Raw genomic sequence first — 12,388 nt, 5'->3', positions numbered from 1 at the left:
AACCGCTTTGAAAGAGCAGGTTTTCTCTGACGCAACGCAAGGGATCACGAACTATTCATGCTCCCCTGCGTTGCGACCTGGCGGATATTTGTCCTAACCTGAATATTGTCGACCCTCGCCAGCTCTGATGATCGGCGGCTCTCACGAAACGATGGACCCTTTACGCATGAAAAAGCTTTTCCTTTCCGGGATACTCGCAATCGGCTTCGGCTTTTCCGCGGCGCCCGCCCTGGCAGCAGCATGCGGAAACGACAGCAGCGGCTTTGCAAACTGGGTGCAGGATTTTAAGCGATCCGCACCGGCCAACGGCATTTCGCCGGCCGTGCTCGACCGCGCTTTCGCCAATGTCAGCTATAACCGCGACACGATCCGCGCCGACCGTGGTCAGAAAAGCTTCAAGCTTTCCTTCGAGGAGTTCATGAAGAAGCGTGGCGGCCAGACAATCATTTCTCGCGGCCGTAGCATGAAGAACAGCAACGCAGCGCTGTTTGCCTCAATCGAACGGCGCTACGGCGTACCGGCGGGCCCGCTGCTGGCCATCTGGGGAATGGAGACCGGCTTCGGTAGCTATATGGGCAACCAGCACACGCTCTCTGCCGTTTCCACGCTCGCCTATGACTGCCGCCGCTCGGCCTATTTCACTGAACAGCTGTATGCCGCGCTACAGCTTGTCGCGCGCGGCGACTTGAGCGTCACGGCCAAAGGGGCTGCGCATGGCGAAATCGGCCAGACACAGTTTCTGCCCTTGAACGTTATCCGCTATGGCGCCGATGGCGATGGCGATGGCCATATCGACATGGTCCGTTCGCGTGCCGATGCCCTGGCATCGACTGCAAACTTCCTGCGTGGTCACGGCTGGCGCCCCGGCGCTGGCTATCAGCCAGGCGAACCTAATTTCGCGGCGATCGAGGGATGGAATGCCGCCTCGGTCTATCAGAAGGCGATCGCCTATATCGGCGCGCAGATCGACGGCAAGTAAGCCGTCGATCGCATTTGCTGACTTTGCCAGTGTTTAGAGATCAGGGCGGATGAAATCGCCCTTCTCATTCATGATCCACAATTCACCGGACGAAATATCGAACCATGCGCCGTGGATCTTCAGCTGACCTTCGTCATGGAGCGTCTTGACGAAGGGAAAGCTCATCAGGTTGCTGATCGAGTTGCGGATCGAAACCCGTTCGAGCGCGGTCTGGCGTTCACTTTGCGTCATCAGATCATTGTTCTGGATCTGCGCAGCGGCGGGCTTCAAAAGCTGCATCCATCGGCCGATGAAATCGCCTGGGGTCAAAGGCTCCATATCCGGGTCGAGCGCCGCCTTGATACCACCGCAGCGTCCATGTCCCATCACAACGATATCGTTGATTTTGAGCACCTGAACCGCATATTCGACGGCAGCGGACGTGGCGTGATACTGGGTGTCCGGCTCGAAGGGCGGTACCATGTTGGCGACGTTGCGCACGACGAACAGTTCGCCCGGACCACAATCGAAAATGGCTTCGGGGGAGGCGCGTGAGTCACAACAGGCAATGACCAGCGTGTGAGGTTCCTGGCCATGCTCGGCGAGCACGCGATAGCGATCGCGTGCATCGGCATAGCGGCCGTTCATGAAACTGCGGTAGCCCGCGAGCAGGGGTTCGGGAAAAGCGTCCATGAGGAGACGCTTATAGCGACCGATGACGAGAATCAACGGTCACGATGGCGACCTAGCGGCGAACCGTTTGCAGAGGGTGAATGAGACGGCGCAACTGCACCATGGCCATCGGTGTCGAAAGGCTGGCGGCGTCGGTTTCGAGGGCCAGTTCGTCACCACCGCGTTTGGCGGTGCGCGCAAGCACTTCATAAACGCTGGCCGTTGCCAGTTGCAACGCCTTTTCTTCACCCACGCCGGACAGCAGACGGGCCAGGAAGACGGCCGCCAGAAGATCGCCGAGGCCCTTGGGCGGATTGTCGATCAGTCGGTGTTCGGCCAGCAGCGCGAGCTTGCCCGTCAGATAGAGATTGCCGGTTCCGCCGGCCATCATTGGCACCGCCGATGTCACAAGCATGCGCGCCGGTCCAAGCGCCACTGCCGCCTCCATGATCACGGCGTTTGTTTCGAGCGCTGCACCCGAGAGCCATGCCAGTTCATACCGGTTCGGTGTCGCAAGAGAGGCAAGCGGAATGAGATCGTCGCGAATTGCCTCGGCCGTTGCCTGCGCAATGTAGAGCCCGCCGAGATCCCCCATTACTGGGTCGCAGACATAGACGAGATCCGGATTTTTTTCGCGCAGGGCTCGAACGAGCCGGGCGACGGCACGCGGCTGACCGGGATGGCCGAAATATCCACTCAGCACGGCCTTCACCTCGCCAATCCAAGGAGCAGCGATCAGGTCGTCGATCACCCGGTCGAACTCCTCCTCCGCAAACAGGATGCGGGTTGAGCGGCCGTGGCCGGGGTGCCAGGGAAGCACCACGGTCGGCAGCGCCCAGACCGGAAAGCCGAGCGTTTCCAACGCGAAAACAGCAGCGCGATTGCCCACAGATCCGCGCACAACGTGGCTTGAAATGACAATAACGGCGCCAGGGGTTTCCACCATGAACGGGACTTTCGATCGGAAAGACTTGTTGATCAGTTTTTCAGAGCTTTCTGTCAACAAGCCTTCGTTGATCGGTGGAATAACCGGGCGACAATCGGCTAACATGAGACAATCGTCCGCTTCGGCCTGCATCAGCGCGGACGCCATACTATGAATTGGGAGAGGACTTGCCCATGGACGCGAAACGCAACCCGAAAAAAGACAAGCAGATCGACGCGGCACGCCGCATCGCGATCAAAAATGCGCTCGATCCGCATCTCCTCTTCAGCCGCGCAAGCAAGGATGACCTTGCCCAGTATACGCCCGAAATGCTCGCTCTTGCAGCCACCCAGGCGCGCAAGTCGCTGGCGGCTTGGGATCGCGGCAACGCACATGTTTCGGTTGAAACCGTCGAGGGGATAGAGCCCTCTGGTATCCCGGTTTCCGTACTGACGATCGTCGATCGGAACCAGCCCTTCCTCTATGATTCGGTCATGGGCGAAGTGACCAGCAGCATGCGCGACCTGACGCTCGCTGTTCACCCGATCCTGCATGTCGAAGACGGCAAGGAGCCGGTTTTTCATCCCCGTGAAGCGCCAGCAGATCCTGACCATACGGTCAGCCTGATCCAAATCCACATGCCCCTGCTGACGCCCGATCAAGCAACCGACCTCCAGCAGCGTATCGCCAGAGTGCTGGATCAGGTGCATCTGGCGATCGCTGACTGGCAATCAATGCTGTCCCGCCTCAATCTGGCGATTAGCGAGCTCTCGGCCGTCTCCCGCAAGAAGAGCGAAAGGGACGAAGCTCTCGCCTTTATCGAATGGCTGCGCGACGACAATTTCACCTTTCTCGGCATGCGCGAATATACCTATTCCGGCAGCGGCAGCGACGCGCGTTTCGAGCGGGCCAGCGAGCGCGGTCTCGGCATCCTGTCCGATCCGGACGTTCTCGTGCTGCGCCAGGGCAAGAATGCCGTCATGACGACGCCGGAAATCCTCGAATTCCTCGAGGGCCCGGACTTCCTGATCGTGACCAAGGCAAATGTGAAATCGGTCGTCCATCGCCGCGCCTATATGGACTATGTCGGCATCAAGCGCTTTGATGAAAGCGGCAAGGTTATTGGCGAGCTGCGCATCGTCGGTCTGTTCACCGCCTCCGCCTATACCCATTCGGTCAACGAAATACCGCTCATCCGGGCGAAAGCCGTTCGCATCAAGGATCACTTTGGTTTCGACAAGTTCAGCCATTCCGGCCGCATGCTGAAGAACACGCTGGAAGCTTATCCACGCGACGACCTGTTCCAGATTCAGCCCGACGTGCTGATCCGGTTTTGTGAGCAGATCATGGAATTGGCGGAAAGGCCGCGGGTCCGGGTTCTGCCGCGAATCGATCAATTCGACCGGTTCGTTTCCGTGATCGTTTATGTTCCACGTGAAAACTACAACTCATACGTTCGCGAAAAGGTCGGGGACTATCTCTCGACTGTCTATGAAGGTCATGTCTCGGCCTATTACCCCGCCTTCCCGGAGGGCGGCATTGCCCGGGTCCACTTCATCATCGGTCGCACCGGGGGCAAGACGCCCCGCATTGCCCAGCCGAAGCTGGAGGCTGCCGTGCGTGACATCGCCACGCCCTGGAGCGAGCGGCTTGCCGCCTTGGCGGGTCCGCACCAGGCGGTACTGCACACAACGCAAGCTTATCAGGAGGCCTTTACCCCCGAACAGGTCCATGCCGATCTGGACGACATCAATGCCTGCAGCAGCGGTGAGCCCATTCGAATCGCCTTTTATCGCAGCGATGCTGAGGATGACACGGTCCTGTCGTTGAAGATCTTTCACCAAGCCGGTCAGCTCTCCCTGTCGCGGCGTGTCCCGCTTCTCGAAAATCTCGGTTTTCAGGTTTTGAGCGAACAGACGTTCGAGATCGAGGTCGAGCGGCCGGGCGAGACGACGCTTGTCGTGATTCACGACATGGAATTGCGGGTCGATACCGGCAGCGCCATCGATTTAGACCGGCAGGCGCAGCAGCTTGAGGAGGCATTTCTCGACGCCTACTTCGGGATCATCGACAATGACAGCTTCAACCGCCTGGTGCTACTCTGCGGCGTTTCCGCTCGTGAAGTCAGCGTTCTGCGCGCTTATGCCCGATACCTGCGCCAAACAGGGATCGTATATTCCCAGAACCACATCGCCGACACCCTGGCGCGCTACCCCAAGATCGCCACTCATCTGCTGGCCCTCTTCCACGACGGGTTCGATCCGGGCCTGAAGGACAAGAAGCGCGAACGGAAAATGTCGGAGCGCCATGCCGAAATCGAAACGGCGCTGGCAGACGTGCCCAATCTCGATGACGACCGGACGCTCCGGCGCTACGTCAACGTCATAGATTCCACCCTGCGCACCAACTATTTCCAGCGCGGCGAGGACGGCAAGCCAAACGCCATGCTGGCCTTTAAGCTTGACCCCAAACATCTCGACAATCTGCCTGAACCGCGCCCATTCCGTGAAATGTTCGTCTACGGCACCGAGGTCGAGGGCGTGCACCTGCGTTTCGGCAAGGTTGCCCGCGGCGGCTTGCGATGGTCGGATCGCGGCGAGGATTACCGCACTGAAGTGCTGGGCTTGGTCAAAGCACAGCAGGTCAAGAACGCAGTCATTGTGCCGGTCGGCGCCAAGGGCGGCTTCTTCCCGAAAAAACTGCCGGCCGGCGGCAGCCGCGACGATATCTTCAATGCCGGGCGCGCGGCCTATATGACCTATATCCGCACCCTTCTGTCGATCACCGATAATATCGTGGATGGCGAAGTCGTGCCGCCCAAAAACACGGTCCGGGTCGATGACGACGATCCCTATTTCGTCGTGGCTGCCGACAAGGGCACGGCGACCTTCTCGGACACCGCCAATGGCCTTGCTCAGGAAGCCGGCTTCTGGCTTGACGACGCTTTCGCCTCTGGCGGATCCGCGGGCTACGACCACAAGAAGATGGGCATTACCGCCCGCGGCGCTTGGGAGACCGTCAAGCGGCATTTCCGGGAGCAGGATATCGACATCCAGACGACGCCTTTCACCGTTGCCGGCGTGGGTGACATGTCGGGCGACGTCTTCGGTAACGGCATGCTGCTGTCGCGCGAAATCCGTCTGATCGCAGCCTTCGATCACCGCGACATCTTCATCGACCCGGATCCGGATACGGCTGCAAGCTTCGCCGAGCGCGAACGTATGTTCGCCCTTCCCCGTTCCAGCTGGCAGGATTACGACCGTTCAGTCCTATCGAAGGGTGCGATGATCATTTCCCGCTCGGAGAAATCAGTAAAGCTAACGGCCGAAGCGGCGGCCGCGATCGATCTCGGCAAGACGACCGCAACGCCCTTTGAAATTCTTACGGCAATCTTGAAAAGCCCCGTCGACCTTTTGTGGTTCGGCGGCATCGGTACGTATATCAAGGCAACCTCGGAAACCGACAGCGAAGTCGGCGACCGCGCCAATGATCCGATCCGGGTGACGGCGGGCGAGGTACGTGCCAAGGTGATCGGCGAAGGCGCCAATCTGGGCGTCACCCAGAGAGGGCGGATTGCCTACGCTCTTGCCGGCGGACGGTGCAATTCGGATGCCATCGACAATTCCGCCGGCGTCAACTCCTCCGACGTCGAGGTCAACATCAAGATCGCGCTGAGCCCCGCCATGAAGGAAGGGCGCCTGCCGCGTGATAAGCGCAATCGCCTTCTGACATCGATGACCGAAGAGGTCGCCGGCCTGGTCCTGCGTAACAATTATCTGCAGTCGCTGGCGATCTCGCTCACCGAGCGGCAGGGCCTACGCAACCGTGAAGTCCTGTCACGGTTGATGTCGGTGCTGGAGGCCCGCGGCCAGTTGAACCGCAAGGTGGAAACCCTTCCGGACGATGCAGCCATGGCAGATCGCTATACGTCAGGAAAGCCCCTCACCCGGCCGGAAATCGGGGTCCTGCTCTCCTATGCCAAGATCGTGCTGTTTGACGATATTCTGGAGAGCAGCCTGCCTGATGATCCGCATATGCGCGCAACGCTGGCGGGGTATTTCCCGGCCGGCATGAAGAAGAACCATGCCCCCGACATTGCCGGTCATCGCCTGCATCGCGAGATCATCGCGACGCTGCTGGCCAACGAGACGATCAACCGCGGCGGACCGGGCTTCGTGCAGCAGATGGTGGACATGACGGGCTGCGCGCCTGCTGATGTCGTGCGGGCCGCATTTCTTGCCCGCGAAAGCTTTGGACTGTCGCAGTTGTGGACCGAGATCGACGCGCTTGACAATATGTTGCCTGGTGCAACGCAGAACATGATCTACGCCCGCGTTGAGGACATCTTTTCGGATGCGACACGGCTCATCCTGCAAACCAAGACGGCCGATGGATCTCTGGAAGAGGCCGGAAGGCGGCTTACGACGGCGATCAAGGGTATGCGCGCATCCTTGACCGACGTGTTCGCCGATGCCGAACTTGAAGCTGCCGGTATTTCCGAGACACTGCGGGAGAGATTACGGGTTTTGCCGACACTGATCCTCGCGCCCGAAATCATGGTGGTTGCCGAACGCACCGGCGAATCTCTCGCCCGCGCGACGGAGGCGTATTTTGCCGTCAGCGAAATCTTCCGCATCGGACGTCTGCTGGACGCAGGGGAACGCGTGACGACCAGCGATCACTATGAGAGCCTTGCGCTGACCCGGAGCCTGCAGCAGATCACGACTGCCCGTCGGGATATCGTCATTGCCGCGCTTTCGGCCCATGCGCGTGACAAGAAGCCGGTGGAAGCTTGGTATGCTGATGATCGCCACCGGGTAAACCGGATCAGCGGAGAACTGATCACGCTCGCCGAGGGCGCGGACGTGACCCTGGCAAAGGTCACGGTCGCTGCCGGCCTGCTGGGCGATCTTGCCCGCCGTGGCGTCCAGTAGACCCTTGGCCGGGAACACGCCCATGTCGACCGGCATCCACCCCCCAGAACCGAGGTCCTCGCGCCTTGGGATCTGGGGCTGGATGCTGTTCGACTGGGCAGCCCAACCGTTTTTTACGGTGGTCACGACATTTATATTCGGGCCGTATCTCGTTTCCAGAATGACTGAAGATCCGGTGGCCGCACAGGCCGCCTGGAGCAATATGGCAACGATTTCGTCGCTGCTGATCGCCCTCCTCTCACCCGTGCTCGGCGCCATTGCAGATGAATCCGGTGCCCGCAAACCGTGGATTGCGTTCTTTGCCGCCGTAAAGATCGCAAGCCTTTCGATGTTATGGTTCGCCGTTCCCGGCTCGCCCCTGGTCTGGCCGCTCCTGGCCATGGTGCTGGCCTCGCTCGCTGCGGAGTTCTCGATCGTCTTTAACGATTCGATGATGCCACGACTGGTCAGCGAAAAAGAGGTCGGGCGTATTTCTAATATCGCCTGGGGGCTCGGTTATCTTGGGGGAATGCTGGTTCTGATCCTGGTCGTCGCCCTTCTGGCTGGCAATCCAACCACCGGCGTCACCATCCTGGGTGCTGAACCCTTATTCGGGCTTGATCCGGCAATGGGCGACGATGCGCGCGTAACGGGACCGCTTTCGGCGCTCTGGTATCTGGTCTTCATCCTGCCGATGTTCCTGTTCACGCCAGACGCCACCCCGGGCCTTCCACTGCGTCGCGCGGTTGCTTCTGGTCTAAAGGAACTCGCAGGCACGATCGGCGAACTCAGACACCGACCGGCCCTCCTGCGTTTCCTTGCCGCGCGCATGCTCTATCAGGACGGCGTCAATGGCTTGCTGATACTGGGAGGAGCCTTCGCCGCCGGGATGTTCGGATGGGCAACGATCGAGATCGGCATTTACGGCATCATCCTCAACGTCGTCGCTGTCTTCAGTTGCATTGCGGCCGGGTGGATCGACCGTCTGCTCGGCTCGCGAACGGTCATCATCATCAGCCTTGCTCTGCTTCTCGTTGCGACGGTCGGCATCGTGTCGATAAATCCAGAAAGCGCCCTGTTTGGCCTGCTCCCGCTCTCCTCGGACGATAGCGGCGGCCTGTTCGGCACGGCCGCCGAGAAAGCCTATATCCTGTTCGGACTCTTGATCGGCATCGCCTTTGGGCCTGTTCAGGCTTCGTCACGCTCCTTCATGGCCCGCAGCGTGAGCCTCTCGGAATCGGGACGCTACTTCGGCATCTACGCGCTGTCGGGCAGGGCAACAAGTTTTCTTGCCACCCTCTCCTTCTCACTTGCCACCTATGCGACCGGCTCGGCCCATATCGGCATGGGAACGCTGGTCGTCTTTCTTCTGGCTGGCCTGGTATTGCTGATCGCAACACCAGAGCCGGTCGGCAGACCGCAGGACGGCGCTGCCAGGTGAATGGCTCAGTGCCGGAAATGCCGCATGCCTGTGAAGACCATGGCAACGCCATGTTCGTCGGCAGCGGCAATCACTTCAGCATCACGCATCGAGCCGCCGGGCTGGATGACCGCGGTCGCCCCTGCCGATATTGCCGAAAGCAGACCATCGGCAAACGGGAAGAAGGCTTCGGACGCGACGGCGGAACCCTTGGTCAGCGGTTGCGCCCAGCCCATAGCCTTGGCAGCTTCCTCAGCCTTGAGACCGGCGATGCGGGCCGAATCGAGGCGGCTCATCTGGCCGGCACCGATACCGGCCGTCTGGCCGTCCTTGGCATAGACGATGGCATTCGACTTGACGTGCTTGGCGACCTTATAGGCAAATTTCAGGTCTTCGAGCTCCACCGCGGTGGGCGCGCGCTGGGTCACGACACGCAGGTCGATATCCTCGACCATGCCGTTGTCACGCGTCTGGACCAGCAGCCCCCCCGAAACGGTCTTGGCCGTGATGCCACGCGTGCGCGGATCCGGCAGACCACCGCTAACCAGGAGACGCAGGTTCGGCTTTTTCGCGATGATCGCCTGGGCTTCTGGAGAAACCTGTGGTGCGATAATGACTTCGGTAAAGAGTTTCACGATCTCTTCTGCCGTTTCGGCATCCAGCAGCTGATTGAGCGCAATGATACCACCAAAGGCCGAGGTGCTATCGCAGGCGAGCGCACGCAGATAGGCCTCCCTGAGGGTAGAGCCTGTCGCGACACCACAAGGATTGGCGTGCTTGATGATCGCACAGGCTGGTGCCTTGTCGGCCGAAAACTCACCGATCAATTCAAAGGCGCCGTCGGTATCGTTGATGTTGTTGTATGAGAGCTGCTTGCCCTGAAGAAGCGTGGCGGTGGCAACGCCGGGACGGTTTTCGCCCGTCACATAAAAACCCGCGCTCTGATGCGGGTTCTCGCCATAACGCATCTCTTCCTTGAGCACGCCGCCAAGGGTGCGATAGCGCGGGATTTCGATATCAAGCGCCTCCGAAAACCAGTTGGCTATCGCCGTGTCATAGGCTGCTGTGCGGGCATAGGCCTTGGCGGCCAGTTTCTGTCGAAACGCATAAGCGGTCTGCCCGTCATTGCTGCGTAGCGTCTCGACGAGAGCGGGATAATCGGAGGGATCGGTCAGGATCGCCACATAAGCATGGTTCTTCGCGGAGGCACGGATCATCGCCGGTCCCCCGATATCGATATTTTCGACTGTCGTTGGATAATCGCCGCCAGCAGCACGGACATCTTCAAATGGATAAAGATTGATGACCGCGAGATCGATGCCCTCGATCCCATGGACCTTCATGGCTTCAACGTGATCTTCGTCGTCGCGGATGGCGAGAAGGCCGCCATGGACGTTCGGATGCAGGGTCTTGACCCTGCCATCCATAATTTCCGGGAACTTTGTAACCTGCGATACGTCGACGACCTCCAACCCCGCAGCCACAAGCGCTTTATGCGTACCGCCGGTCGACAGAAGGCGAACGCCCTGTTCGACAAGCGCTTCGGCAAGCTCGACGATGCCGGTCTTGTCCGATACCGACAAAAGCGCGGTACGAATTTTCACCTTGTCGGGAGCGGGGATTTTCTTGGACACGACGGCCATCGGGTTTCTCCATCTGGTCGCGCCCGCAGACGAACGGGCGCCCTCAAGGCGTCGCGTTAGCACAGGTTCCAGGCCGAGGAAACCGCACTATTCCGATCGTTTCAGCATCCAGCGGATTTCGCTCACCATCGGCAATGCGAAGGTGATCGTCAACTGCTCCGTCTCGCGCACGCCCGAAACATCGGCAAAGAAGATATCCTCTTCGATTTCGACCGCCAAACCCGGCGCCGTAAACAGCCACGCATCTCCGTCCGGGGCATCCATCAGGATCGTTTCCCCATCGATCCGCGACAAGGAAATCGACGGATGGATATGGAACCGGGCTACAGCGACAAGTTCCCTTTCGCCGCCGCGGGTTGCCCCATCCGGCCGGTGGAACCGATCATGTCCCTTTATTTTCGTGCCTTTGACATTCATGCCGATTTCACGGGAATGGAGGTAGCCGAACGGCTCGAGATATCCGTCATGCGTGGCGCTCAGCCAGTCATTGCCCTGCGCATCGTCTGCGCGATCGCAGGCGGTTACATTGAACGATTCGAGCACCGGCAGGCCGAAAGGCGATTTCGACAGTTTCGAAGAGGATGTTTCGTTGAGCGTCACGGTGGAATGGGTTGCCGTCGCGCGCGCGAGCATCCGGTAACTGCGACCCGCAAATTTCGGCATGCCTGCATTGATGATGTAACGATGCCGCCCCGCTGACATTTCGAAGGCGAGGCAACCCGCATGCGCGGCGTGCGCAGCCTGCGCCGATGACGGGGCCCCGGTATCGACGATAACCGTCGTGTCCCCCGCGACCAGCCTGTGATAGTGGATATGGGGCAATGCCTTAAAAGGTTTGCCGGATGTCTCGTCATAGCGAAGCACGGACAGAAGCTCCGTTGCCGGCGTCGCGGTAGCACCGTTGAAAAGCGCGAGATCGCCATCCTGATGCCGGAAGAACCGCAATGCCGGATACATGCGGTCGATCGTCGGGATCAGCTTTTGCGGGATATCGTGTCCGAGATTGATATAGGTCTGGCGCAGCGGCAGGAGATCGAGCAGCAGGTCGAGCACCAACCGCGGATTGCGCGAGGCATGACCGCCATCCGCAAGGATCTGGCGCTCCAGTTCCCGGTCGAGCTTCAGGCCCTGACGGCGCACCACTGCAGGCGAGGATGGCATGGCGATGGCGGCCATGGAAAGCGCGATCTGGAGACGCAGTCGTGTCTCCGTTTCAGGCAGATAGTCGGCAATCTTGCGCAGATATTTGGTCTGGTAGGCCAGGCTTTTCATGAAGCGGCGGTAGAAGGCGCTGTCGCTTCCCTGCAGCACGACGGTCGAGTGCGACAGCCAGGCGATCAGCCGCTCGGCTGCAACATGCGGCTCCCAGGCGATCCCGGATATCTTCTTGCCGTGAAGAGCGATCCAGCTTGCCGTGATCGCTCTTGCATTGGCGCAGGCCTCGTCCGTCCTGGCTGTACGGATATGGCGCAACCATGAGAACGTATGCAGCCGCTCGGCAAAACCGCGCGACGGCAGCTGCAACGTGAAGGGTGATTCGCCGGCAGTCGACAGAACGCGGCCTGCCAGCGGAAAGCGACCGTCGAGGATTTCCTCGGCAATGTAGGGATCGATCGCGCGCAGGTCAGTTGGAGCCACGATCAGACGATCGGGCACACGCAAAGACGGCCGCGACAACGGCATGCGCAAGGATAGCCACGCCCGGGCAAACCGATAGCGAGCCTGGTGCAGGCCAGCGGACCAGGATCCCCGGTAATCTGCAATCCTAATCGACAAGACATAAACTCCCACGAGCATGACCGGCCGCTCGCACACCGAGAGGCGGGATCATCCTCCAACCTAAAAAAGAATTGCCTT

At 60.0% G+C, this 12,388-nt stretch carries 7 protein-coding genes; 3 read left to right on the top strand and 4 right to left on the bottom strand.

The annotated features are described in order from the left end of the window. Window positions 1-166 precede the first annotated feature (166 nt). Window positions 167-979, top strand: a complete 813-nt coding sequence (locus ACQKKX_RS15990; RefSeq protein ID WP_427571986.1) for a lytic murein transglycosylase — start codon at window positions 167-169, stop codon at window positions 977-979. A 33-nt stretch (window positions 980-1,012) separates the two neighbouring features. Here the strand turns inward: ACQKKX_RS15990 and ACQKKX_RS15985 are convergent, their stop codons facing one another. Both ACQKKX_RS15985 and pdxY read right to left on the bottom strand, forming a co-directional pair. After that, window positions 1,013-1,651 (bottom strand): carbonic anhydrase, encoded by a 639-nt coding sequence (locus ACQKKX_RS15985; protein WP_427571985.1) that lies wholly within the window; start codon window positions 1,649-1,651, stop codon window positions 1,013-1,015. A 52-nt stretch (window positions 1,652-1,703) separates the two neighbouring features. Next, complete coding sequence (gene pdxY / locus ACQKKX_RS15980) at window positions 1,704-2,576, bottom strand: pyridoxal kinase PdxY (RefSeq protein ID WP_427572098.1); 873 nt, start codon at window positions 2,574-2,576, stop codon at window positions 1,704-1,706. 173 nt (window positions 2,577-2,749) lie between these two features. Between pdxY and ACQKKX_RS15975 the strand changes: the two genes are divergently transcribed. Continuing rightward, on the top strand, window positions 2,750-7,489 hold the full coding sequence (locus ACQKKX_RS15975; protein WP_427571983.1) for an NAD-glutamate dehydrogenase: 4,740 nt from the start codon (window positions 2,750-2,752) through the stop codon (window positions 7,487-7,489). Window positions 7,490-7,511: 22 nt separating this feature from the next. After that, a complete protein-coding gene (locus ACQKKX_RS15970; RefSeq protein ID WP_427571981.1) occupies window positions 7,512-8,909 on the top strand; it encodes an MFS transporter in 1,398 nt (465 codons plus the stop codon). A 5-nt stretch (window positions 8,910-8,914) separates the two neighbouring features. Here the strand turns inward: ACQKKX_RS15970 and purH are convergent, their stop codons facing one another. Then, entirely contained in the window at window positions 8,915-10,531 is a 1,617-nt protein-coding gene (gene purH / locus ACQKKX_RS15965; protein ID WP_427571979.1) for a bifunctional phosphoribosylaminoimidazolecarboxamide formyltransferase/IMP cyclohydrolase, read from the bottom strand. 87 nt (window positions 10,532-10,618) lie between these two features. Beyond that, complete coding sequence (locus ACQKKX_RS15960) at window positions 10,619-12,328, bottom strand: heparinase II/III family protein (RefSeq protein ID WP_427571977.1); 1,710 nt, start codon at window positions 12,326-12,328, stop codon at window positions 10,619-10,621. Window positions 12,329-12,388 lie beyond the last annotated feature (60 nt).

This window comes from Neorhizobium sp. NPDC001467, from assembly GCF_050275975.1.
In the GTDB taxonomy this organism is placed as follows: domain Bacteria; phylum Pseudomonadota; class Alphaproteobacteria; order Rhizobiales; family Rhizobiaceae; genus Neorhizobium.
The sequence above is the reverse complement of the archived record's forward strand: the minus strand, read 5'-3'. Positions and strand labels throughout refer to the sequence as shown.